This window comes from Pseudomonas sp. JS425, assembly GCF_018223845.1.
Lineage (GTDB): Bacteria > Pseudomonadota > Gammaproteobacteria > Pseudomonadales > Pseudomonadaceae > Aquipseudomonas > Aquipseudomonas asiatica.
Window position 1 is genome coordinate 6,216,062 of record NZ_CP073661.1, and the last position, 23,369, is coordinate 6,239,430.

20 protein-coding genes and 1 pseudogene are annotated in these 23,369 nt (G+C 58.7%); 10 read left to right on the forward strand and 11 right to left on the reverse strand.

The features are described 5' to 3' along the window. Position 1 precedes the first annotated feature (1 nt). Together KDB76_RS28620 and zigA are read right to left on the reverse strand one after the other, a co-directional pair. A complete protein-coding gene (locus tag KDB76_RS28620) occupies positions 2-628 on the reverse strand; it encodes a DUF1826 domain-containing protein (protein WP_013974848.1) in 627 nt (208 codons plus the stop codon). After that, entirely contained in the window at positions 625-1,833 is a 1,209-nt protein-coding gene (gene zigA / locus KDB76_RS28625) for a zinc metallochaperone GTPase ZigA (protein ID WP_013974849.1), read from the reverse strand. Before zigA ends, KDB76_RS28620 begins: the two co-directional genes overlap by 4 nt. Before the next feature lie 201 nt (positions 1,834-2,034). Here zigA and folE2 point away from each other — a divergent pair, with 201 nt between their 5' ends. Then, complete coding sequence (folE2, locus tag KDB76_RS28630) at positions 2,035-2,940, forward strand: GTP cyclohydrolase FolE2 (RefSeq protein WP_024087926.1); 906 nt, start codon at positions 2,035-2,037, stop codon at positions 2,938-2,940. Here folE2 and KDB76_RS28635 read toward each other — a convergent pair. Further along, positions 2,924-3,451: a DUF3617 domain-containing protein gene (locus tag KDB76_RS28635; protein WP_015272374.1), complete on the reverse strand. Its 528-nt coding sequence runs from the start codon at positions 3,449-3,451 to the stop codon at positions 2,924-2,926. The two genes, folE2 and KDB76_RS28635, sit on opposite strands and share 17 nt — an antisense overlap. Positions 3,452-3,582: 131 nt before the next feature. Between KDB76_RS28635 and cls the strand changes: the two genes are divergently transcribed. After that, positions 3,583-5,022, forward strand: coding sequence for a cardiolipin synthase (gene cls / locus KDB76_RS28640; RefSeq protein ID WP_024087927.1), 1,440 nt, complete (start codon positions 3,583-3,585; stop codon positions 5,020-5,022). 141 nt (positions 5,023-5,163) lie between these two features. On the opposite strand, the gene cfaB is transcribed toward cls, so the two are convergent. Next, entirely contained in the window at positions 5,164-6,348 is a 1,185-nt protein-coding gene (gene cfaB / locus KDB76_RS28645; RefSeq protein ID WP_013974853.1) for a C17 cyclopropane fatty acid synthase CfaB, read from the reverse strand. Between the two features lie 207 nt (positions 6,349-6,555). Here cfaB and lpdA point away from each other — a divergent pair, with 207 nt between their 5' ends. Then, positions 6,556-7,956 carry a dihydrolipoyl dehydrogenase gene (gene lpdA / locus KDB76_RS28650; protein WP_013974854.1) on the forward strand — a complete coding sequence of 467 codons (1,401 nt, stop codon included), beginning with the start codon at positions 6,556-6,558 and terminating at the stop codon, positions 7,954-7,956. A 482-nt stretch (positions 7,957-8,438) separates the two neighbouring features. Further along, a complete protein-coding gene (locus tag KDB76_RS28655) occupies positions 8,439-8,771 on the forward strand; it encodes a DUF2790 domain-containing protein (RefSeq protein ID WP_019752830.1) in 333 nt (110 codons plus the stop codon). Positions 8,772-8,837: 66 nt separating this feature from the next. On the opposite strand, the gene KDB76_RS28660 is transcribed toward KDB76_RS28655, so the two are convergent. The 7 genes from KDB76_RS28660 to KDB76_RS28690 all read right to left on the reverse strand — a co-directional run bounded on the left by KDB76_RS28660 (position 8,838) and on the right by KDB76_RS28690 (position 14,303). Next, positions 8,838-9,293, reverse strand: coding sequence for a DUF411 domain-containing protein (locus KDB76_RS28660; RefSeq protein ID WP_019752831.1), 456 nt, complete (start codon positions 9,291-9,293; stop codon positions 8,838-8,840). Beyond that, entirely contained in the window at positions 9,283-10,065 is a 783-nt protein-coding gene (locus tag KDB76_RS28665) for a cytochrome c (RefSeq protein ID WP_024087928.1), read from the reverse strand. The genes KDB76_RS28660 and KDB76_RS28665 overlap by 11 nt, the downstream gene beginning before the upstream one ends. A 9-nt stretch (positions 10,066-10,074) precedes the next feature. Continuing rightward, positions 10,075-11,151, reverse strand: coding sequence for a copper resistance protein B (locus tag KDB76_RS28670; protein WP_019752832.1), 1,077 nt, complete (start codon positions 11,149-11,151; stop codon positions 10,075-10,077). Then, positions 11,141-11,458, reverse strand: a complete 318-nt coding sequence (locus tag KDB76_RS28675) for a hypothetical protein (RefSeq protein WP_019752833.1) — start codon at positions 11,456-11,458, stop codon at positions 11,141-11,143. Before KDB76_RS28675 ends, KDB76_RS28670 begins: the two co-directional genes overlap by 11 nt. A gap of 14 nt (positions 11,459-11,472) precedes the next feature. Continuing rightward, positions 11,473-13,362 carry a copper resistance system multicopper oxidase gene (locus KDB76_RS28680; protein ID WP_024087929.1) on the reverse strand — a complete coding sequence of 630 codons (1,890 nt, stop codon included), beginning with the start codon at positions 13,360-13,362 and terminating at the stop codon, positions 11,473-11,475. Between the two features lie 183 nt (positions 13,363-13,545). After that, positions 13,546-13,752 (reverse strand): co-regulatory protein PtrA N-terminal domain-containing protein, encoded by a 207-nt coding sequence (locus KDB76_RS28685; RefSeq protein WP_019752835.1) that lies wholly within the window; start codon positions 13,750-13,752, stop codon positions 13,546-13,548. Between the two features lie 191 nt (positions 13,753-13,943). Further along, positions 13,944-14,303, reverse strand: a complete 360-nt coding sequence (locus tag KDB76_RS28690) for a co-regulatory protein PtrA N-terminal domain-containing protein (protein WP_010955862.1) — start codon at positions 14,301-14,303, stop codon at positions 13,944-13,946. A gap of 192 nt (positions 14,304-14,495) precedes the next feature. Here KDB76_RS28690 and KDB76_RS28695 point away from each other — a divergent pair, with 192 nt between their 5' ends. The 6 genes and pseudogenes from KDB76_RS28695 to KDB76_RS28720 all read left to right on the forward strand — a co-directional run bounded on the left by KDB76_RS28695 (position 14,496) and on the right by KDB76_RS28720 (position 23,269). Next, positions 14,496-15,173, forward strand: coding sequence for a heavy metal response regulator transcription factor (locus KDB76_RS28695; protein WP_019752836.1), 678 nt, complete (start codon positions 14,496-14,498; stop codon positions 15,171-15,173). After that, positions 15,173-16,579, forward strand: coding sequence for a heavy metal sensor histidine kinase (locus KDB76_RS28700; protein WP_110096817.1), 1,407 nt, complete (start codon positions 15,173-15,175; stop codon positions 16,577-16,579). The genes KDB76_RS28695 and KDB76_RS28700 overlap by 1 nt, the downstream gene beginning before the upstream one ends. A gap of 476 nt (positions 16,580-17,055) precedes the next feature. Then, complete coding sequence (locus KDB76_RS28705) at positions 17,056-18,309, forward strand: TolC family protein (RefSeq protein WP_024087931.1); 1,254 nt, start codon at positions 17,056-17,058, stop codon at positions 18,307-18,309. Continuing rightward, on the forward strand, positions 18,306-19,778 hold the full coding sequence (locus KDB76_RS28710) for an efflux RND transporter periplasmic adaptor subunit (protein WP_019752840.1): 1,473 nt from the start codon (positions 18,306-18,308) through the stop codon (positions 19,776-19,778). The genes KDB76_RS28705 and KDB76_RS28710 overlap by 4 nt, the downstream gene beginning before the upstream one ends. Further along, positions 19,775-22,931: pseudogene (locus KDB76_RS28715) on the forward strand (efflux RND transporter permease subunit). Before KDB76_RS28710 ends, KDB76_RS28715 begins: the two are co-directional and overlap by 4 nt. Next, positions 22,928-23,269 carry a copper-binding protein gene (locus KDB76_RS28720; protein ID WP_019752842.1) on the forward strand — a complete coding sequence of 114 codons (342 nt, stop codon included), beginning with the start codon at positions 22,928-22,930 and terminating at the stop codon, positions 23,267-23,269. Before KDB76_RS28715 ends, KDB76_RS28720 begins: the two are co-directional and overlap by 4 nt. Positions 23,270-23,369 lie beyond the last annotated feature (100 nt).

Genomic DNA, 23,369 nt, shown 5'->3' on the forward strand with positions numbered 1-23,369 from the left:
GTCAGGCCAGCCAGTCAAGACTGAGCAGCAGGCGCCCCTGCTGCCCCGATGGCGACCGATGCACCAGGCCCGCACCTTCGTTGCCCTGCCACTTTTCACCTTTGAGCACCGCCACATCGCCAGCTTGCAAGTACTGAACGTTATCCACAGGAAGTATTGCTGTGTGTAAGTTGCCACGAGGGCTCGCGTCCTCTTTCAACCACTCGCTACCTGGGCCTGCGTAGGTAGTGAGCAGACGCAGCGGAACGTTATCCACATGGAAGCGCGGGCACATCGGGCCTGTCAGTACCCGCAGGCGCAAACCTACCCGCTGCGCACCCACCAGGCAGGTATAGGCCGCCACCAGCCAGGCCACATCCGCCACGAATGCCTCATAGCCGTGCAAGTCGGCCGCTTCGCGCAAGAGTTCGGTGAAAACCGGCATGTGCTGCTCATCCACATCGATGACGCGCTGGTCTGCCAAGGGCTGGCCGAGGCTGACCACCAGCGCGGCAAAGTCCTCCAGTTGTGGTGGCAAACGTCGCCGCCATACTGCCAGGTTTACGCCATCCTGCAGCACATCGGTCAGCACCTGCGGTGTCTCGCCAAATACCTGGAAAATATCCACAGGCTTGGATGCAGGGTTCATGCTGCGGCCTCCTCATGCCATGGACCGAACGGATCGGGCAGGCGCAACCAGCCCATGTGCCCCAATTCCATTTCTTGATCGGTCAAAAGGCATGCATCGAGTGCTGTGGATAATTCTTCGAAGTCAATATTCTGCCCGATGAACACCAGTTCCTGGCGGCAGTCACCGCTCTCGGCAACCCAGTTCTTCAAGATCGCGATTGTGTTATCCACATCCTGTGGCCACTGCTCGCGCGGCACGAAACGCCACCAGCGGCCCGCCAAGCCATGGCGCATCATGCCGCCTGCCTGCGACCAGCTTCCGGCTTCCTGGTATTTGCTGGCCAGCCAGAAAAAACCTTTCGAACGCAGCAGGCGCCCATTGCTCCATGGCTTGTGGATAAAGTCGAAAAAGCGCTGTGGATGAAAGGGGCGCCGGGCCTGCCAGGTGGTGGCGGCAATGCCATACTCTTCGGTTTCCGGCACATGCTCGCCGCGCAACTCTTGCAGCCAGCCCGGTGCCTGGGCGGCCTGGTCGAAGTCGAACAGGCCGGTGTCGAGGATGCGGTCCAGCGGTACCTGGCCCATGACCATGGGCACGATCCGCGCCCGGGCATTGAGGCTGCGCAGAATGGCCATGAGCTCTTCGCGCTCGTGCTGGCTGATCAGGTCGATCTTGCTCAGCAACAGTACATCGGCGAACTCGACCTGCTCGATCAGCAAGTCACTGATTGAGCGCTCGTCCTCCTCACCCAGGGTTTCGCCACGGCTGGCCAGGCTGTCTGCTGCCTGGTAATCACGCAGGAAGTTCAGGCCATCGACCACAGTGACCATGGTGTCCAGGCGCGCCATGTCGGACAGGCTACGGCCCTGTTCGTCGCGGAAGGTGAAGGTCTCGGCCACAGGCAGTGGCTCCGAGATCCCCGTGGACTCGATCAGCAAATAATCGAAACGCCCTTCTTCAGCCAGCCGCGCCACTTCCTCGAGCAGGTCTTCACGCAGCGTGCAGCAGATGCAGCCATTGCTCATCTCCACCAGCTTCTCCTCGGCACGGTTGAGGCTTACGTTGCGCTGCACCTCGCTCGCATCGATGTTGATTTCGCTCATGTCATTGACGATGACCGCGACTCGCAGGTTGTCGCGGTTACGCAGCACATGGTTGAGCAAGGTGCTCTTGCCGGCGCCAAGGAAGCCGGATAGCACGGTGACAGGGAGACGGTTGGACATGGCGAAACCTCTTCAGGCGAGCGCATTCGAAACGATGCATTGCACAATGTTATAAAGTAACAATACAATTTCGCCAAGCCGTTCGTGACGAACGAATGCCCACCGGGAGGAAAAGTGAACCCGCCACGTGCCAGGGTGCCCTCCTGGCATTGCAGCTTGATCGGTGATGGCCGCTGATCTCCCTTTTGTTTGGAATACCAGATGACTCAGCTCAAGCTCCCCGACATTGCCGCACAAACCCATGAATACGCCTTACCTTTGAACTGGGTGGGTATGTGCGGGATCGCCCAACCTGTACAGTTCGAGGGGCGCACAGCAGCTGCCACGGTCGATGCCGGCGTTAGCCTGGTAGACGGCAGCTCACGCGGTATCCATATGTCGCGGCTTTATCTCGCCCTAGAGTCGTTGGAACATCAGCCTCTGACGCCGCTCACCATCCGCCAGCTGCTGGGTAACTTCCTCAGCAGCCACGAAGGCCTTTCTTCCGCCGCCTATCTGCGTTTGCGCTTCGAGCATCTACTGAAAAGGCCTGCGTTGATCAGCCCGTTGGAGGGTTGGAAAAGCTATGCGGTCACAGTCGATGCAAGGATCGAAAATGAAATGTTCCACGTGGAACTATCCGTTTCTGTCCCTTACTCCTCGACCTGCCCATGCTCGGCTGCACTTGCACGGCAACTGATTCAGCAGCAGTTCCAGGCGCATTTCAGTACAGAGCAGGTCGACAAATCTGCAGTGCTGCAGTGGCTTGGCAGCGCCGAAGGCATCGTAGCGACGCCCCATAGCCAACGTAGCAGCGCGCTAATCCAGGTAAGGCTGCGCAGCAATCAGCAGGTTCTGCCAATCACCGAGTTGATCGACTGCATAGAAGCAAGCCTGGGGACAGCGGTGCAGACCGCAGTTAAGCGCGCAGACGAACAAGCCTTTGCCTTGGCCAACGGCCAGAACCTGATGTTCTGCGAAGACGCCGCACGACGCCTGCACAAGGCGCTAAGGCAAATAGAATGGAGCACGGCCTTCAAGCTGCGCGTGGAACATGCAGAAAGCCTGCATGCCCACGACGCTGTCGCAACCAGCCAGTGGCAATGGGATGTCAGCTGCGCGGCTTGACCGAGCCGCAGTCATTGCCCAACCACACGGCACGGGTGTTCATGCTGCCTTGCTGCTGTACACCCGAGGCGTTGAATGTACCGTTGACCTGGGTGGTGAATTCCCGGTCACTGAGGAAAGTCGCCTGGCCACTGCCCTGCGCTTTGGGGCAGCTGAACTGGAACTTCCATACATTGCCGGTGCGGTCGGTTATCTTTTGGGTACAACCTGACTTCGGGTCCTGCAGAGGGATATCGTTGGTTGCCACCTGTTCTGGCGTCAGGCACGAGCGCACCCCCTTACCCCCAACAGTCACTCCCTGCTTGGCCAGCACCCCTTCCATCATCGCGCGCTGCTCTGGCGGCAGGTTCTTCAACTGGCCGAGCATGAACTCCATATCGGGTAACGGCTTGCCATCGACCTGCATGTTGCTAGTGGTCAGCTCCCACAAACCTGGCTGTAGCATCTGAGCATGCACCAGCGGGCTGCTCACACCTAGGGCCAACGCCAACAGTGGCAGACGAATCTTCATGGACGAACGCTCCTGGAAAAAGCCGGCCAAGTGGGCCGGGCTGAGCCTTAGACGCCAAATCCACCTGCAGGTTGCAAGGCGGACCGGGAACGTGTTCTGTTACTCAAGTGTACTCGGCAAGCAGGATGCATATGGACTACCACAGCCCCTACTTCTTCGGTTACCTACTCGGCCTGGTTCACCTGCTGGGTATCGTCGCCGCACTGCACGCACTGTTCACCGTGCGCACTGCCCAAGGCGCAATCGCCTGGGCCATGCCGTTGTTCTTCATCCCTTACCTCACCCTGATCCCTTACCTGATTTTTGGTGCGCGCTCGTTCTATGCCTACATCAAGGCCCGGCGCCAGGCCAACCAGGAAATGCATGTGGCCATGGCCAACCTCAACTGGCGGCCTTGGGTAGAAGAAGCCCTCACGGCCCGCGAGTCGGAAAGCTATGCGGCGTTGCGCGCCATGCCCAAGCTCGGGCGCATGCCTTGCCTTGCCAATAACGAGGTGAAGCTGCTGATCGATGGCAAAGCAACATTCGATGCAATATTTGCCGCCATCGAAAAAGCCCGCGACGTGGTGTTGGTGCAGTTCTTCATCATCCATGACGACAATCTTGGCAAAGCGTTGCAGCAACTGCTGCTGCGCAAGGCCGCCGAGGGGGTGCGGGTGTTCGTGCTGTATGACCGTGTCGGCAGCCATGCCTTGCCGGCAAGCTACAGCCAGTTGATGCGCGACGGTGGTGTACAGATTCATGCCTTTGCAACCCGTCGGGGCTGGTTCAACCGCTTCCAGGTTAACTTCCGTAACCACCGCAAAATCGTGGTGGTGGATGGCTTGCTCGGTTTTATCGGCGGGCACAACGTGGGCGATGAGTACCTCGGTGGCCACCCGCAGCTTTCACCTTGGCGCGACACCCACGTGCAGATCAGCGGGCCGGTGCTGGCCTGCCTGCAGGAGTCGTTCGCCGAGGACTGGTACTGGGCCACGCGCCAGCTACCGCCGCTGATTCTGCCGGACGCCTACCCTGACAACGGCGTGCTGTGCCAAGCCTTGGCCAGCGGCCCGGCCGATCCACAGGAAACCTGCTCGCTGTTCTTCCTTGAGGCGATCCATTCAGCCACCCGGCGCGTGTGGATCACCAGCCCGTACTTCATCCCCGACGAGGCGGTGTTCGCCGCGTTGCGTTTGGCAGTACTGCGTGGGGTCGATGTGCGAGTGCTGATTCCGTCACGCCCAGACCATCGCATCGTCTATGCCGCCTCCAGCCTTTTCGCCTTCGAAGCGGTACGTGCGGGTGTACGCATGTTCCGCTACCAACCGGGCTTCCTGCATCAGAAGGTGGTGCTGGTGGATGACGATGTCAGCGCGATCGGCAGTGCCAACCTGGACAACCGCTCGTTCCGCCTGAACTTCGAAATCACCCTGCTCACGGTCGACCACGGCTTCGCTGACCAGGTCGAGAAAATGCTGAGCAATGACTTTGAACAGGCACGGGAAATTACTGCGGAGGACAGCCGCGATACTCATCAGCTGCAGCAACTGGGGATGCGGATTGCTCGGCTGATTTCGCCGATTCTCTGAAGCGTAAGCGCCCCTCTCTGGGTATCGCACACCTTGTGGGAGCGGGTTTACCCGCGAAGACGTCAGTGGCTGTACCGACGCATTCGCGGGTAAACCCGCTCCCACAGAGTATGGTGTCGCGCTTGCGTACTTTTTAGCAATTCAACGATATAGGTCTTCACGCGTCCAGGGCAGATCATGGTGCCCATCGGGGTAGGGTTTAACTGCCAGAATCTGATGCAGGTTGATCCAGCCTTTCTGGAAGGCATAAGCACACCCGGCCAGGTACAGCCGCCAGATGCGCAAGGTCTTCTCGGGCACCAGCGCCGCCGCCTTGTGCAGCTGGTTCTCCAGGTTCTCGCTCCAGTGGTGCAAGGTCTTGGCGTAGTGCAAACGCAGGCTTTCCACGTCTACCACTTCCAGCCCCGCTTCACAGATGCTGGCACTGATCATCGACAGGTGCGGCAGCTCGCCATGGGGGAAGACGTAGCGATCGATGAACTCGCCAGCGCCACGCCCGACCGGGCGACCATCCACATGCTTGGCGGTGATACCGTGATTCATCACCAGCCCCCCTTCCCTCACGGCACCGAACAGCTTCTGGCTATACAGCGCCAGGTTGGCATGCCCGACATGCTCGAACATGCCAACGCTGACAACCTTGTCGAAGCGGCCGTCCTGAGGCAGGTCGCGGTAGTCGAGAATCTGCAGGTCGACCTTGTCGGCCAAACCCTCTGCCTTCACCCGCTCGCGACCGAGCTTGAGCTGCTCCTTGCTCAAGGTGATACCAAACACCTTGGCGCCATATTCGCGAGCAGCGAAACGCGCCAGCCCACCCCAGCCGCAGCCAACGTCGAGCAGGTAATCACCTGCTTCCAGGCGTAGCTTGCGGCACAGATGATCGAATTTGTCCTGCTGTGCCTGATCCAGCGTGTTGTCCGGCTCACGGAAGTAGGCGCACGAGTAGGCCATGTCCTGATCCAGCCATAGCTGGTAGAACGCGTTTGAAACATCGTAATGGTAGGAAATCGCTTCGGCGTCGGTGCTCTTGTCGTGGGCCTGACGCTGCGGTGGGGTGTCGTCTTCGTCGGTCAGTAGCGCTTCGCTCAGCTCATCGCATACGCGGATGGCTTCACCAATATCGCCCTCCAGCTCCAGCTTGCCTTCGACGAATGCCGTGCCCAGTTGGTCCATGCTCGGGTGGCTCAACTGGCTGATCAGCTGTGGCTCCTTGACCAGGATAGTGACCTGCGGGCTAGGCCCCAGATCGAACTGGTTACCGTCCCACAGTTTCAGCCGCAGCGGCAGATGCAGGCTCTGCAGTGCCGGTGGAAGTTGCGCAAGCATGAACGACCCTCCTGTCCGTATTTGGCCACGACGCCTGATATTTCGAACGTCGCCGGATCAGAGTAGTTCATTCGTGGGATGTTTCCTCTAAACGAGACCATGGTCTAGAACCAACTAATCTTATGCACATCGCGGATTGTATACAATTCTTGCATCTCAGCTTAACCTTGTGCCCCTCTTGCGCTTCTTCATCCTGGAGTTGAACCCATGAAATCCTATGACGTGGTGATCATCGGCGGTGGCCCTGGCGGCTACAACGCAGCCATTCGCGCCGGCCAACTAGGCCTGAGCGTAGCCTGCGTGGAAGGCCGCTCGACCTTGGGCGGCACCTGCCTGAACGTGGGCTGCATGCCCTCCAAGGCACTGTTGCATGCTTCCGAGCTGTACGAAGCCGCCAGTGGTGACGAGTTCGCCCACCTCGGTATCGAAGTCAAACCTACCCTCAACCTCGCCCAGATGATGAAACAGAAGGACGAGAGCGTGACCGGCCTGACCAAGGGCATCGAGTACTTGTTCCGCAAGAACAAGGTCGACTGGATCAAGGGCTGGGGTCGCCTGGATGGCGTCGGCAAGGTCGTGGTCAAGGCTGAGGATGGCAGCGAAACCGCACTGCAGGCCAAAGACATCGTCATTGCCACCGGCTCCGAGCCTACGCCCCTGCCGGGCGTGACCATCGACAACCAGCGCATCATCGACTCCACCGGCGCGCTGTCGCTGCCACAGGTGCCCAAGCATTTGGTCGTCATCGGAGCTGGCGTGATCGGCCTCGAGCTGGGTTCGGTATGGCGCCGCCTGGGCAGCCAGGTCACGGTCATCGAATACCTCGACCGCATCTGTCCGGGCACCGACGAAGAAACCGCCAAGACCCTGCAGAAGGCCTTGGCCAAACAAGGCATGGTGTTCAAGCTGGGTAGCAAGGTGACCCAGGCGAACGCCAGCGCCGATGGCGTGAACCTGACCCTGGAGCCAGCAGCTGGCGGCACCGCAGAAACGCTGCAGGCTGACTATGTACTGGTCGCCATCGGCCGACGCGCCTATACCAAAGGGCTGAACCTGGAAAGCGTGGGCCTGGAAACCGACAAGCGCGGCATGCTCGGCAATGACCACCACCGCACTTCCGTGCCGGGTATCTGGGTGATTGGCGACGTCACCTCCGGCCCGATGCTGGCGCACAAAGCCGAAGACGAAGCGGTGGCCTGCATCGAACGCATCGCCGGCAAGCCCCACGAGGTCAACTACAACCTTATTCCTGGCGTGATCTACACCCGCCCGGAGCTGGCCACCGTGGGCAAGACCGAAGAGCAGCTCAAGGCCGAAGGGCGTGCTTATAAAGTAGGCAAGTTCCCGTTCACGGCCAACAGCCGGGCCAAGATCAACCACGAAACCGAAGGCTTCGCCAAGGTCATCGCCGATGCCGAGACCGACGAAGTGCTGGGGGTGCACCTGGTAGGCCCAAGTGTCAGCGAGATGATCGGTGAGTTCTGCGTGGCCATGGAGTTCTCGGCCTCGGCGGAAGACATCGCCCTCACCTGCCACCCCCACCCGACCCGCTCCGAGGCCTTGCGCCAGGCAGCGATGAATGTGGACGGGATGGCGATGCAGATATGATGTGAGATAGCCGGGGGCTGCTTTGCAGCCCATCACGACACAAGGCCGCTCCTACAGGAGAACGCAATTTCCTGTAGGAGCGGCCTTGTGTCGCGACGGGGCGGTGAATTTAGAGAATTAAAACTGTCGCAAAGAGGCCTCATTTCATGGGGCCTGCGGCTCCTTTGGAGAAAATGCAAAACTGTCGCAAACGGACGAAATGCGGCTTCAGGCGATTGCTCTAGAGAATTAAAACTGTCGCCGCCAGTATTCACGCGGCTTTGTGGTGGCTTTGATTGAATCCGCTCGACGGAGCCCCCGTATCACTATGCGGCTGGAGAATTCAGGTTTGCCTCTTAGCAGCATCGGTTGCCTATTGGGCATTACACATGCCAGATGCCAGCTCTGCACCGCCTGCGGCTGACAAAGATGTAATCCACAGATCACCCGAGAGACAGGTGCTGCCCCCTAAGATTCAGTCACACCAAATCGGAGTGACGAACATGAAAGCTCTCAACGGCATTGCCGCCTTACTGATTCTGACGGCTTCCTCGGCCGCGATGGCTGAAGGTGGATCTGACCGCCTGCACGGGAAGATGATTCAGGCGAATGAACAGGCCATGCGCGCATACGCAGCCTCCATCGGTAAAAATCCCCCTGAGGTTGTCCACTACCGCTACGGCATGGAGCTCGATGTAGCAAAAGTGATTGCTGTGACCTCGAACCGGGGAAGCTGTGACGTGATGCCTGCGCAAATGACCTATGAAGACTCGACAGGCAAGCTCAACATTCTCGAATACCGCGTAGCTGGCATCAATTGCCGCGGCCAAAATTGAGCTCTGAATGCTGTCCAAACGCAAACGGCGCCTTAAAAGCGCCGTTTGCGTTGGGAAAACGGTGGGTCAGTGGCCTGGATACTCTGCAACCACTTCATCCCGTCCGCTCTGGTTGAGACCGATGACCTGGTATGCATGAGAGACACCATCCACTTCCATACCTGGAGAGCCTGCCGGCATTCCTGGGACGGCGACACCGATCAGATCATCCCTGCTTGCCAGCTCACGAACCTGCTCAGCTGGCACGTGTCCCTCGACAAACTTCCCATCAATCACTGCCGTGTGACAGGAAGCCAAACGCGGTGCGACTCCAAGGCTCTGTTTCACAGCGCTCATATCGGTTTCAACATGGTCAATGACCTTGAAGCCATTTTGCTCCAAGTGCGCGATCCACTTTTTACAGCACCCGCAATTGGCATCCCGATGAACATCAATCGTGGTCGGTACGGCTGCGTAGACTGGCGGCAGCGCGATGAATGCCGCAAAGGCGGCCAACCTGAGAAAGCGGCTGTTAGCCTTCATGGGTGTGTACCTTTCCATCTTTGTGTGTGTGCGTCTTCGAGCCTGGCTTGGCATGCTGATCGCTAGAGGACTCGGTAGCATCATGATGGCCGCCCTCAGACTCGTGACCCTCGGAATCTGCCGAGTGTGAGTGATGAGCCTCTGACTGCTCCATATCGTGGTGCCCTGCCTCAGAGGAGGCCTTGCCATGATGGTCTGGCTCATTGCCGCCATGCTGGCCCTCATGGTTGTGCATCTCACTTTCCCCACCACCGTGCTGGTGGCCGCCACTGGTTGTTACCAGGGCCTTGTACTGCTCTGCGTTCATCTGCGGCATTTGCTCAAGGAAAGCGACAATACCCCAGATGTACTGATCACCCATGCTCTTGCCCCAAGCGGGCATACCGGTAGCCTTGATACCGTGTTTAATGGTCCAGAACGCAGCTGCGGGGTCATCGCTTAAACCAATCTTGGCAAGATTGGGCGGTGCCGGATAAAGCGCTTGGCTGAGCTCGGTTTTATCCACCCCTGGGGCGAGGTGGCAGCCAATGCACATAGCATTGTAGTTACCGGCACCGGCACGGATAATGGTTTCATCCTTCAGGTTCGGAACCTCGATGTCCCGTGCGCGAACTTCAATAGAGCGATCCCGCGCCATGGCGAGGAAAGCATGCACAGCCGGGAAATGAGGGTCATCGGCACCGACGTTGACTAGGCCGAAATACGCGGCCCCCAATGCCGCCGCACTACCCACGGCGCCTGCTACTACCAGCGTTGTAATTGTTCTCTTCATGTCAGGCTCTCAAAACCACATCCGAATGCCGGCTACGAAACGCGCTTCATCGACATCCCCGCCTTCATCGCGAATCAGGTCTGCCGTTTTTCCGTAGGAGCGGTTCCAGGTTACGCCGATGTAGGGTGCGAACTGGCGCACGATCTCATACCGTAAGCGCAGGCCGACTTCAGTGTTGGCCAGGCCAGAACCCACTCCGCGCTCGGGATCGTTTTTGCCATAAAAATTAGCTTCAGCGGTTGGCTGCAGGATCAGGCGATTGGTCAGGAGAATGTCGTATTCGCCCTCCAGCCGAGCAGCTGTCTGGCCATTCTCACCGATGAACGCTGTGGCTTCGGCTTCGAAGTTATAGAGCGCCATGCCCTGGATACCAAAAGCTCCCCATGTCTGAGGAGATCCTGGTTGGAAATCCTGGCGCACCCCAGCGACCACATCCCACCATGGGCTAATGGAACGCCCATACAGAAGCTGCAACTCAGCGTCCTCGGTGACGCCATTCGTCCGCTCACCTTCGGATCGGATCCACAGCCGGTTGATATCGCCGCCAACCCATCCAGAAGCTTCCCAAGCCAGCGCGCTGCCTTCGTCTGCATCCTGGTACTCAAGCTTATCTAGCAGGAAGAAGCTGTTGATCGCGCTGTCATGCATCTGATGCCCGCCCAACGGAGGAAAGGCAGCTTGGCGATCAGCATCCGTCAGCACAGGTATCGGAGTACGGCTAGTCGTCGTTGGGGCATCAGAGCCATGGTTCATCATCGAGTGATCCATGGCCCCATGGTCCATCCCCTGCATGCTGCCATGATCCATCTTGCTGTGGTCCATGTGCGCAGGTTTGTCTGCAGGTTGACTGTGTTTCATTTTGCTGTGATCAATAGGCGCGGGTTTCTTCTGCTGCTTACTCGCGCCCATCTGAGAGTGGTCCATGCCTGGCATCGGGTCAGCCGACGGAGCGGAATCCATTTCCATGGCTCCGTGCCCCATTGCCGAATGGTCCATCTCCTCAGCAGCAAAGCTGGGCGCAGCACCCAGCATGCTGAATGAAACGGTCAATGCCAGCAGCGATGGTCGTGCCAGGCTATTGGCCATTTTTCCCTGCCTTAGCTTTATCGCTGCCATGCGATTCCATCATTTTGCTGTGATCCATACCTTCCATCGAGCCATGGTCCATACCTTTCATGCTGTCGTGGTCCATACCCTTCATGGAGCCATGATCCATACCCTTCATCGAGTCATGATTCATACTCTGAGAACCCTTCGATTTCGCGGCATCAGTAGACTTCTGGGTGTGCTGTTCATGGTTGTCGCTGGACCACGACGTAGGAGCATAAACAGCAAACAGACCAGCCATCGCAGCAGAGAGGAAAAAGGCGTTTCGCTTCATTGGTTTGCTCATCTTGGATCTCCAGTTCATTCGTCCACGCGGACTTCTCGGAACATGCCCATTTCCATATGGAACAGTAGGTGGCAGTGGTAGGCCCAACGGCCCAAAGCATCCGCGGTAACTCGGTAGCTTCGTTTTGAGCCTGGAGGCATGTCGATGGTGTGCTTTCGAACCATGAAATTACCGTCCTCATCCTCCAGATCGCTCCACATTCCGTGGAGGTGGATGGGGTGAGTCATCATGGTGTCGTTGACCAAAGTGATTCGCAGACGCTCGCCATATTTGAGGCGTAGGGGTTCAGCATCGGAAAATTTGACGCCGTCAAATGACCAGGCGAACTTCTCCATATGGCCTGTGAGATGCAGCTCGATGGTGCGCCCTGGTTCACGTCCATCTGGATCAATGAACGTGCTTCGCAGATCCGCATAGGTCAGGACACGACGTCCATTGTTGCGCAAGCCGATTCCCGGATCGTCCAACTTAGGCGTTGGACTCATAGTCTGCATGTCGACCAAGGGGTTGTTAGTCTCTGAGGCTGGGTGAGACTGCATGGCGCCACCCATACCTTCCATGCTGCTGTGGTCCATATCGGCCATGCCGCCTTGGTCCATCCCAGCCATCTTGCTGTGGTCCATGCCGGCCATGCCGCCGTGGTCCATCTCAGCCATTTTGCTGTGATCCATGCCGGCCATGCTGCCATGGTCCATCCCAGCCATTTTGCTGTGGTCCATACCGGCCATGTTGCCGTGGTCCATCCCAGCCATTTTGCTGTGATCCATGCCGGCCATGCTGCCGTGATCCATACCCATATCACTCATTGAGATGAGAGGGCGCGGATCAACTGCCGGAACTGCAGCTTGCATACCTTCGCGAACGGCTAAAGTGCCTCTGGAGTAGCCTGTGCGATCCATGGATTGAGCAAAAATGGTGTAAGCCTGCTCGTCTTCCGGCTCAACAATGACGTCGTAGGTTTCGGCAACGGCGATGCGGAACTCGTCGACCGCAACGGGTTTGACATGCTGCCCATCCGCCGCGACAACCGTCATCTTCAGGCCGGGAATTCGCACATCGAAATACGTCATGGCCGAGCCATTGATGAAGCGCAGGCGGATTTTCTCGCCCGGCTTGAACACGCCCGTCCAGTTACCGTCCGGGGCCTGGCCGTTCATCAGGTAGGTGTAGGTGTAGCCGCTCACATCAGCGAGATCGGTGGGGCTCATTTTCATCTCGGCCCACATCTTGCGGTCGGCTACCGCGGCGGACCAGCCCATTTCGCTCACATCGTTGACGAAATCGCCCACCGTGCGCTTGTGGTAGTTGTAGTAGTCGGACTGCTTCTTGAGCTTGGACAGCACCCGTGCAGGGTCTTCATCCGTCCAGTCGCTGAGCATGACCACGTAGTCCCGGTCATAGGTGAACGGCTCAGGTTCTTTCGCATCGATGACCAGGGCACCATACACCCCGACCTGCTCCTGGAAACCGGAGTGGCTGTGGTACCAGTAGGTGCCGTTCTGCTGGACCTTGAACCTGTACTCATACATGCCGTCGGGGGCGATGCCATGGAAGCTCAGGCCCGGCACGCCGTCCATGTTCGCCGGCAGGATGATGCCGTGCCAGTGGATGGAGGTGTCCTGTTGCAAGCGGTTGCGCACACGCAGCGTGACGGTATCGCCCTCGCGCCAGCGCAGGATGGGCCCGGGAATGGAGCCGTTGATTGCCATCGCTGTACGTACAGTGCCGGTAATGTTGACCGGCAACTCACCGATGTAGAGATCAAAATCGGTGCCTGTCAGAACATTCGGTTGGCCAGGGCTGGTCACAGCCCAGACCGGCGCGCGCCACATGCCCAGTCCACCCAGTAATCCAGTAGCGGCCAGGCCTTTGACGAAAGATCGTCTCGTGGTTTTGCTTTGCATGCCGTAGTGTCCAGTCAGTCAGATAATTCGCTGATATCCGGGCCGCTCGATCGCAGGCCCGGCTTCCTTGGGGATCCCACAAGTCTTAGGGACTTGCTCGAAAGCGCAAGTCACAGTGGGAGAAAGCGATTTGAAACTGCCACATAAAAGATTCCCGAGTGATTACATTTCTGTAAGCTCGGATCAGCAGTTCTCATGCTGCCCGTGTTTATGGCTCTGGCTTGCCGCCGGCGCTGGGTCCGTCTTCTGCTGTGCAAGCTGATATGCATCCGTGGCGGTTTGGCGGGCTGCCTCCATCTTCGCAAAGGTCCGGTCACCACCACCTTCAGCCAGAGCAAGGCCAGCCATTCCAAAAGTGATAACCATTACGAGTGCTTTGATCGAGTTCATCTGTTGTTCCTCGGCGGATTACTGGGCGGCCCATGGGGTTCAGGCTTAGGGTCACATTAGCCAGGCTGCGCTTTCAGAAAGCTGAGCTCGGCATTACAGTTCCGTCAGCTTCATGCGGCCCACAAAAAAACGGCGCCGTGTGGGCGCCGATAGGCCAAAGGAGCTGAGGGGGAACGGCCACGAATCCTGGGCTATGGATGACACTCCTTGTCCGCCATCATCAACTTGTGTTCACGAATCATCTGACCGAGTACGTCATCAACCATCTTGTCGTGTTTCTCCATCCACGCCAGGTGATCTTCTTTCGACATACCGGTTTTGGGGTGATCTTGGTGCAATTGGCCCATCAGGTCCTGGAGCATGGTCATGTGCTCCTTCATATGCACATGTCGCTGGCTGGGTTCAGCTTTTTCCGCCTTCACCAGAACCGCTTCGGCTTTGTCGCGAAGCTGCTGTATCCGCTCTAATGCCCGATCGCTTCCACCTTCAGCAAAAACGGCCGACGACAGCAGCATCGATGTAGCCACAAGCAAAAGTCTGATCGATTTCATGGGACTCTCTCCATCAGGGGGTTGAAACCATTGCTACCGATAACGGCAGGCGTGACTGCAATGCCCGTCTTCAATGACCGTAGACGGCAGGCCCTGACAGCTGGCTGATACCAACATTACTTTTACGTCAGCTTCTGGTTAGCTCCTTTTTTTGCTGCACACTGGATGTGTACACCTTTGGAAGCTGAGCACATGAAACTACTCGTAGCCGAGGATGAACCGAAAACCGGTACTTATTTACAACAGGGCCTTGCAGAGGCGGGATTCACTGTTGACCGGGTCCTCACGGGTACCGATGCCCTTCAACATGCACTCAGCGAAAGCTATGACCTGCTGATACTTGACGTGATGATGCCGGGGCTAGAAGGATGGGAAGTCTTGCGAATGGTCCGCGCAGCCGGCAAAGACGTCCCGGTATTGTTTCTGACTGCCAGGGATGGGGTAGATGATCGAGTGAAAGGCCTTGAGCTGGGAGCCGATGACTACCTGATCAAGCCCTTCGCTTTCTCAGAGCTACTGGCTCGGGTGCGGACCTTGCTACGCCGAGGCACCAGCACAGCAGCCCAGACCACCATGAAAATGGCGGATCTTGAGGTAGATCTCCTCAAGCGAAGAGCTACTCGAAGTGGCAAGCGAATCGACCTGACCGCTAAAGAGTTTTCACTTCTGGAGCTTTTGATGCGCCGGCGCGGTGAGGTGCTCCCCAAATCTCTGATTGCGTCCCAGGTGTGGGACATGAACTTCGACAGCGACACCAATGTGATCGAGGTTGCGATACGACGGCTACGGGCAAAGATCGATGATGACTTTGCCCCTAAGCTGATTCACACAGCTCGGGGAATGGGCTACATGATGGATGCACCGGAGTGATTTTGACCCGTTCCTCACTCGTCAAGCGCCTGACGCTGATGATCATGTTCGCGGTCATCGCCGTTCTTGTGGTCGCAGGCATCAGCTTCAACATGCTGAGCCAGCATCACTTCCGCATGCTCGATGAACAAGCGCTGTCCGAAAAGCTGGAGTCAACGAGACACATCCTGTCAATCCAGGCACCTGGAACAGGAATGGAAGAGTTGAGACCACAACTACGTGCATTGCTGGGTGCTCATCAGGATCTGACGGCGGAGATTCTGACCTCACAGGGTGAGGTACTATTTTCAGACCTCAAAGCAGTACACATTCCAGATAACTATAAGCGCGCTGACAAGGAAGGAATGTGGGAGTGGCAGGACGAGTCCCATAATTTCCGTGGTATCACCACTGACGTTGAGATCCAGGGCCAACCAGCTCCCGGCACCGTCATGCTGATGCTGGACATCACCAGCCATGCGCACTTCTTTGAGACGCTGCAACGATGGTTTGCGATTGGTTTGGTTATCAGTGCGTTGGTCAGTGCTGGTATAGGCTGGCTGGTCGCGAAAAGTGGTCTACGCCCCGTCGAACAGATCACGAAGGTTGCTACGTCCATATCTGCCAGGTCACTTCAAGAGCGCATCCCTCTGGAGCCTGTACCACTCGAACTGCAAAAACTGATCTTGTCCTTCAACGGGATGCTTGCACGCCTGGAGGATGCCTTCGTTCGTCTATCCAATTTCTCAGCTGATATCGCGCATGAGCTGCGAACACCTGTCAGTAACCTGTTAACGCACACCGAGGTGGTGCTGACCCGGAAGCGCGACGTCGACGCGTATGAAGAAAACCTGTATTCAAACCTGGAAGATCTGAAGCGAATGTCACGCATGATCGATGACATGCTCTTCCTCGCCAAGTCAGACAACGGCCTCATCATCCCTGAGCAGGTTGACATCCAGCTTCATGACCTCGTTTCCAAGTTATTTGAGTACTACCAGTTGCTGGCGGACGATCGAGGCATACGACTCACGCTTCAAGGGAAAGGTACTATCTCCGGAGACAGGCTCATGATCGATCGGGCTGTATCCAATATTCTCTCGAATGCCGTTCGATACACGCCGGACGGAAGCGAGATCTCGGTAGAAATTCAGCAAGCCGCAGACAAGGTAACCCTCACGATCAAAAACGGCGGGGCCACCATTGACCCACAACACATCAACAAGATTTTTGATCGCTTCTACCGGGCCGACCCGGCAAGGCGAGAGGGGGGACCTAGCAATGCTGGGCTTGGTCTGGCCATTACCCGCTCCATCGTCAAAGCACATGATGGAAAAGTCTGGTGCACCTCGGCCGAAGGGGTTACAGCATTCAATTTCGTTTTTCCTGCCGCCCACCGAACAGCTCACAATCGCACGCGGCATTAATGCTGCGGTAATCGCTTTGGCCTACACTCGACCATCATGATTCGATTCCTACGACTGCTAACCATGTTGATGCTCGTGGTCGCGCTTCCTCTCCATGGGATGGCGGGAATCGACTCACCCATAGAACCATGCCCGATGCAGTCTCAGGGGATGGATATGATGGCAGGCATGGACCACGATTGTTGCCAGGATCAAGACAACGGAAAGCCCAACCAACACTCTTCCAAAGCCTGCAAAGTCGGTCAGGAATGTAGAACTGCAAGCACACTGCAGGTCAGCATGGTCGAGCCCGCGCTCACCTTCTCCACGCCACGTCCCGTCGATACCTACGGGCAAAGCCTTCTTACCAGGGCGCCCCCCGATCACTGGCGTCCTCCTCGCGCCTGATTCCTTCGTAAAACTCACACCATTGTTCTGCCTCGGGGGCTGAACGATGACATGCGCCTGTGCGCCGGTTTTTTCGAGGAATCATCTTCATGACTCCCCAATGTTCCCATCCAGGGCGGATGCTTGCTGCCGCCTTGGTACTCCTGCTGCCGGCGCTATCGGTGCAGGCGAATTCGCTCACTCTGGACGATGCGCTGCAACTCGCCGAGCGCAACGCACCTTCGCTTCAAGCACGCCAGGAACAGGCGTCCGCGGCGCGTCACTCAGTTGTGCCAGCGGGTGAATTGCCCGATCCACGACTCAATCTCGGCGTGCAGAACCTGCCAGTGGACGGCAGTGATCGATGGAGTACCAACCGAGACTTTATGACCATGCAGGTGGTCGGCCTTTCTCAGGAGGTGCCCAATCGCGACAAACGCAAAGCGCGGGTCGAAACCGCTCAGGCCACAGTCGAGCGGGCGGATGCCGAAGCACTGTTTGAGCGCTTGAAAGTGCGCGCCGCCACGGCACAAGCCTGGATTACTGCGTACACCCTGCAACGCAAACTGCAGCAGTTCGACATGCTGTTCAACGAAAACCGCCTGCTGGCAGCGGCGGTGCGTGCGCGCCTGGCCGCTGGGGGCGGCGCTTCCGCCGATGCCCTGGCCCCCGGCCAGGAGGCCGCGCAACTGGAAGAGCAGAAGGACCAACTGCTGACCCAGGCCACCCAGGCCCGCGCCGCACTTAAACGCTGGATCGGACAGGACGCCGATGCGCAAGCGCCGGCATTTCCGCAGTGGCCGGTACGCGCACCTGACTATCTGCACACCCTGCACGCCCATCCGGAGCTGGCCGCCTACGGGGCCATGACCCGTGAAGCGCAAGCCCAGGTGCAGCAGGCCATCGCCGAGAAAAAGTCGGATTGGGGCTGGCAGGTCGACTACCAACGCCGCGGGCCCGAATTCAGCAACATGGTCAGTGTCCAGGTCAGTTTTCAATTGCCGCTGTTCAGCGGCTCGCGGCAAGACCCGATGATCGCTGCTCGCCGGGCCCAGGTGCGTCAGCTGGAGGACGAACAGGAAGCGGCACTGCGTGAGCACACCGCGCAACTCGAAGCTGACCTGGCGGAATACCAACGCCTACAACGGGCAGTGACGCGCAGCCGCGATACTTTGCTTCCGCTGGCTGAACAACGGGTCAGCTTGGCCTTGGCCGACTACCGAGCAGGCAAGTCGGCGCTAGAGGAGGTGCTCACAGCGCGACGCCAACGCGTCGAGGCACGATTACAGGATATCGACCTGCAAGGCCAGCTAGCGGCGACCGCCGCCCGCCTGCACTTCGTATATGGCGAGGTGCGTGCATGAACAACAGGTCTATCGGTTTGATCACGGCACTCGCCCTGGTCATTGGCGTCGGGACAGGCTACTGGCTGGGACATCCGACCCAACCTGCACAAGCACCCGCCGCAATAGCCCAGCAGAAGCCGTTGTATTGGTACGACCCCATGTACCCGCAGCAGCACTTCCCAGCGCCCGGTAAGTCGCCATTCATGGACATGCAACTGGTAGCGAAATATCCCGAGGAAGGCGGAAACCCCGCGCAACCTGCGGTACAAATCAGCCAAGGCGTTCAGCAGAACCTTGGAGTGCGCCTGGCGACGGTGAGCCGTGGCCGGCTGCAGCGCTCCCTGCAAGTCAGCGGTGTGCTGGCCTTCGATGAGCGGGACTTCAGTGTGCTTCAGGCACGCACTGCAGGCTTCGTCGAGCGCACCTACAACCGTGCCACGGGCGATGTGGTGACCAAGGGTGCGCCTCTGGCAGATGTACTGGCACCGGAATGGGCTGGGCTGCAGGAAGAGTATCTCACGCTACGCCACCTGGGCGATGCGCAGTTGCTATCCGCAGCGCGCCAACGCCTGCTGTTGGCCGGCATGCCAGCTGAACTGGTCGACCGGGTCGCCCGCAGTGGCAAGGTGCAGAACCAGGTGACGCTGGTCGCACCGAGTGCCGGGGTAATCCAAGCGCTGGACCTGCGTCCAGGGATGACAGTGGCTCCTGGCGCAACCCTTGCGCGCATCAATGGTATAGCGAGTGTGTGGCTCGAAGCCGCCGTGCCGGAAGCTCAGGCAAGTGGACTGCATGAGGGGCAAGCGGTAGAGGCCCACTTGCCGGCGTATCCCGGCGAGACCGTGCAAGGCAAACTGACCGCTCTACTCGCGGATGCAGACCTGCAAAGCCGTACCTTGCGCCTGCGTATTGAGCTGCCCAACAAAGACGGCCGGCTAAGGCCGGGCATGACGGCACAGGTTTCGCTGCGCCCAGGTGAGAACGCCGATGACAGCCTGTTGCTGCCCGCCGAGGCCGTAATCCGCACCGGCAAACGTGACCTGGTGATGGTCGCCGAAGACCAAGGCCGTTTCCGCCCAATAGAGGTGGTGCTAGGCCAGGAGAACGGCGGCCAGGTCGCAATCTTGAAAGGCCTGCAGGCCGGGCAGAAAGTCGTGGCATCCGGGCAATTCCTGATCGACTCCGAAGCAAGCCTCAAGGGTATTGAGGCCACCACAGCATCGGATTCACCGCCTGCCTCGCAAGCACCTGAACCCGAACTGCACCAAGCGGATGGCCGTGTCGTACAAATCGAAGGCACCCAGCTGACCATCGACCACGGGCCATTCGTCACCTTGGGAATGCCTGGGATGACCATGACCTTTCCCGTCGCTGATCCTGCCCTGGTTAACGGTCTCAAGGTGGGTGAACGTATCCGCTTTGGTATCCGGGAGCGCGACGACGGCATGATCATCGAACAGATCAATGCGCTGGAGGACCAGCCATGATCGAAAAACTGATTCGTTGGTCAGTGAGCAATCGCATGCTGGTTCTGCTCGCCACCTTGTTCCTGATGGCCTGGGGGATATTTTCGCTGCGCAGCCTGCCGATCGATGCCCTGCCGGATTTGTCAGACGCCCAAGTGATCATCCGCACCTCCTACCCAGGACAAGCACCTCAGATCGTCGAAAACCAGGTCACCTACCCGCTGACCACCACCATGCTATCGGTGCCGGGAGCCAAGACCGTGCGGGGCTTTTCCGCCTTCGGCGACAGCTTCGTTTATGTGATTTTCGAAGATGGCACGGATCTGTACTGGGCGCGCTCCCGCGTGTTGGAGTACCTCAGCCAGGTTCAGTCACGCCTACCCGCAACGGCCAAGCCAGCACTCGGGCCGGACGCCACAGGCGTTGGTTGGATCTACCAGTACGCGTTGGTCGACCGCAGTGGTAGGCATGATCTGGCACAACTGCGGAGCCTGCAGGATTGGTTCCTGCGCTTTGAGCTCAAGACCGTGCCGGACGTCGCCGAAGTGGCAAGCATTGGCGGCATGGTTAAGCAATACCAGGTGGTACTCGACCCGCTGCGCATGGCCAGCCTCGGCATCACCCAGGGCGAGGTCGCAAACGCCATCGGTAAGGCCAATCAGGAAACAGGCGGTGGCGTGCTGGAACAGGGCGAGGCGGAGTTCATGGTGCGGGCCTCGGGCTACCTGAAGACACTGGACGACTTTCGCGCCATCCCCCTGCGCCTGGCTGCCAACGGTGCACCGGTGATGCTGGGCGACGTTGCCAGAGTACAGCTCGGACCGGAAGCCCGACGGGGTATCGGAGAGCTGGACGGCGAAGGCGAAGCCGTGGGTGGTGTGGTGATCCTGCGCAGTGGCAAGAATGCCCGGGAAGCCATCACCCATGTGAAGGATAAACTCGAAACACTGAAGAAGAGCCTGCCCGCCGGCGTCGAGCTGGTGACTACCTATGATCGCAGCCAATTGATCGACCGCGCCGTGGACAACCTCAGTCACAAGCTGATCGAGGAGTTCTGTGGTCGCACTGGTGTGTGCCGCCTTCCTGTGGCACCTGCGCTCGTCGCTGGTTGCAATCGTGTCATTGCCGGTGGGAGTACTGATCGCGCTCATCATCATGCGGCACCAGGGCATCAACGCCAACATCATGTCTCTGGGCGGCATCGCCATCGCCATTGGCGCAATGGTCGATGCCGCTGTGGTGATGATCGAGAACGCGCATAAACGGGTTGAAGCTTGGCACGCCCGTTATCCTGGGCAGGTTCTGCGTGGTGCCGAGCACTGGCGGGTCATGACAGATGCGGCGGTGGAGGTCGGCCCGGCGCTGTTCTTCAGCCTGATGATCATCACTCTGTCGTTCGTGCCGGTGTTCACCTTGCAGGCCCAAGAGGGACGGCTGTTCGCACCCTTGGCGTTCACCAAGACCTATGCCATGGCGGCAGCGGCGGGGCTGGCAGTGACATTGGTACCGGTGCTGATGGGCTACTGGATCCGTGGACCATTGCCTGCCGAGGAGCGCAACCCACTCAACCGCGGGCTGATTCGCGTGTACCGCCCAGCGTTGGAGGTAGTGCTGCGCCGGCCGTGGATGACGCTACTAGGCGCATTAGCAATCTTGCTCAGCAGCCTGTGGCCATTGAGCCACCTGGGTGGGGAATTCTTGCCGCCGCTGGACGAAGGTGACCTGCTGTACATGCCCTCGGCCCTACCTGGCCTGTCGGCGCAAAAGGCCTCGGAGTTGCTACAGCGCACCGATCGACTGATCCGCACGGTGCCGGAGGTCGCCAGTGTGTTCGGCAAGGCCGGTCGCGCAGAGTCAGCCACCGACCCGGCACCGTTGGAGATGTTCGAGACCATCGTGCGGCTCAAGCCCAAGGATCAGTGGCGGCTTGGAATGACCAGCGAGAAACTGGTCGAGGAACTCGACCGTACCGTACGCGTACCGGGCCTGACCAACATCTGGATTCCGCCGATCCGCAACCGAATCGACATGCTCGCCACCGGTATCAAGAGCCCGATTGGCGTGAAGGTGGCCGGCAGCGACCTGACGCAGATCGATCGCACGACCCTGGCCATCGAACGGGTAGCGAAGTCTGTACCTGGCGTGACCTCGTCACTGGCCGAGCGTTTGACCGGCGGGCGTTACGTCGATCTCGATATCGACCGCCAGGCTGCAGCCCGATACGGCCTGAACATTGCCGACGTGCAAGCCATTGTCGCCGGCGCCATTGGTGGAGAGACCATCGGTGAGACGGTAGAGGGCCTGGCGCGCTACCCGATCAGCGTGCGCTATCCCCGTGAATGGCGCGATTCAGTCGACTCCCTGCGGCAGCTCCCGATCTACACCGCACAAGGGGGCCAGATCACCCTCGGCACCGTGGCCCATGTGCGAATTGCCGAAGGCCCGCCAATGCTCAAGAGCGAAAATGCCCGTCCTTCTGGCTGGGTATACATCGACGTACGCGGTCGTGATCTGTCGTCTGTGGTCGCTGACCTCCGTCGGGCAGTTGACCGCGAAGTGAAGCTTAATCCTGGCATGAGCCTGAGCTATTCAGGGCAGTTCGAGTACCTGGAACGTGCCAATGCACGACTGGCCTGGGTGGTGCCGGCGACCCTGGCGATCATCTTCGTCCTGCTCTACCTGACCTTTGGCCGCATGGGCGAGGCACTGCTGATCATGGGCACCCTGCCTTTCGCCCTCACCGGCGGTGTGTGGTTGCTGTACCTGATGGGTTTCAACCTGTCGGTGGCCACCGGCGTTGGCTTCATTGCCTTGGCCGGGGTCGCGGCGGAGTTCGGCGTGATCATGCTGATCTACCTGAACAACGCTTGGGCTGAGCGGCAAGCCAACAGCGAGCGCACGCAGGATGCGCTACTGGAGGCAATTCGCGAGGGCGCGGTGCAACGCATCCGACCGAAGGCGATGACGGTGGCAGTTATCGTTGCAGGCTTGCTACCCATTCTTTGGAGCAACGGAACCGGCAGCGAAGTGATGAGCCGCATCGCCGTACCGATGGTTGGGGGAATGCTGACCGCACCGTTGCTCTCTCTCTTCGTGATTCCCGCAGCGTATTGGCTGGTCCGACGCCGCGATCTTGTAGTACCTCATAATTCCACACCAGGAGACATCCGATGAAAAAGCTCTACCTCAGCATTGCACTGCTCTTTGCCTTCGCATCAGGCGCGCAAGCCCAAGACTCCATGGCCGGGATGAGCATGGATGGAATGGATATGAAGGAAACCCAATCAGCACCTTCCGCTCATGCAGAAGGGACGGTAAAGGCAATTGACGCCCAAGGCGGCACAGTGACCCTGATGCATGGACCGGTTGCTGCGTTGAAATGGCCGGCCATGACCATGGCCTTCAAAGCCTCTGCGCAACAGCTCGATGGATTGAAGGTGGGAGACAACGTAGCGTTTGATTTCCGGATGGATGGCAGCACGGCAACGATTGTTGATATTCGCAAACAGTAATTCGCCTAACATTATCCTGTCTGCCAACGCTTGATTCGCCCATGACCTCCTGACGCCTCCTAGCAACTGGAAAAGCTTGGAAGCATCTAGGAAGTCGGGG

Coding starts and splice junctions, on each gene's coding strand:
- KDB76_RS28620 (WP_013974848.1), bottom strand. CDS start 628: ATGAACCCTGCATCCAAGCCTGTGGATATTTTCCAGGTATTTGGCGAG.
- zigA (WP_013974849.1), bottom strand. CDS start 1,833: ATGTCCAACCGTCTCCCTGTCACCGTGCTATCCGGCTTCCTTGGCGCC.
- folE2 (WP_024087926.1), top strand. CDS start 2,035: ATGACTCAGCTCAAGCTCCCCGACATTGCCGCACAAACCCATGAATAC.
- KDB76_RS28635 (WP_015272374.1), bottom strand. CDS start 3,451: ATGAAGATTCGTCTGCCACTGTTGGCGTTGGCCCTAGGTGTGAGCAGC.
- cls (WP_024087927.1), top strand. CDS start 3,583: ATGGACTACCACAGCCCCTACTTCTTCGGTTACCTACTCGGCCTGGTT.
- cfaB (WP_013974853.1), bottom strand. CDS start 6,348: ATGCTTGCGCAACTTCCACCGGCACTGCAGAGCCTGCATCTGCCGCTG.
- lpdA (WP_013974854.1), top strand. CDS start 6,556: ATGAAATCCTATGACGTGGTGATCATCGGCGGTGGCCCTGGCGGCTAC.
- KDB76_RS28655 (WP_019752830.1), top strand. CDS start 8,439: ATGAAAGCTCTCAACGGCATTGCCGCCTTACTGATTCTGACGGCTTCC.
- KDB76_RS28660 (WP_019752831.1), bottom strand. CDS start 9,293: ATGAAGGCTAACAGCCGCTTTCTCAGGTTGGCCGCCTTTGCGGCATTC.
- KDB76_RS28665 (WP_024087928.1), bottom strand. CDS start 10,065: ATGAAGAGAACAATTACAACGCTGGTAGTAGCAGGCGCCGTGGGTAGT.
- KDB76_RS28670 (WP_019752832.1), bottom strand. CDS start 11,151: ATGGCCAATAGCCTGGCACGACCATCGCTGCTGGCATTGACCGTTTCA.
- KDB76_RS28675 (WP_019752833.1), bottom strand. CDS start 11,458: ATGAGCAAACCAATGAAGCGAAACGCCTTTTTCCTCTCTGCTGCGATG.
- KDB76_RS28680 (WP_024087929.1), bottom strand. CDS start 13,362: ATGCAAAGCAAAACCACGAGACGATCTTTCGTCAAAGGCCTGGCCGCT.
- KDB76_RS28685 (WP_019752835.1), bottom strand. CDS start 13,752: ATGAACTCGATCAAAGCACTCGTAATGGTTATCACTTTTGGAATGGCT.
- KDB76_RS28690 (WP_010955862.1), bottom strand. CDS start 14,303: ATGAAATCGATCAGACTTTTGCTTGTGGCTACATCGATGCTGCTGTCG.
- KDB76_RS28695 (WP_019752836.1), top strand. CDS start 14,496: ATGAAACTACTCGTAGCCGAGGATGAACCGAAAACCGGTACTTATTTA.
- KDB76_RS28705 (WP_024087931.1), top strand. CDS start 17,056: ATGACTCCCCAATGTTCCCATCCAGGGCGGATGCTTGCTGCCGCCTTG.
- KDB76_RS28710 (WP_019752840.1), top strand. CDS start 18,306: ATGAACAACAGGTCTATCGGTTTGATCACGGCACTCGCCCTGGTCATT.
- KDB76_RS28720 (WP_019752842.1), top strand. CDS start 22,928: ATGAAAAAGCTCTACCTCAGCATTGCACTGCTCTTTGCCTTCGCATCA.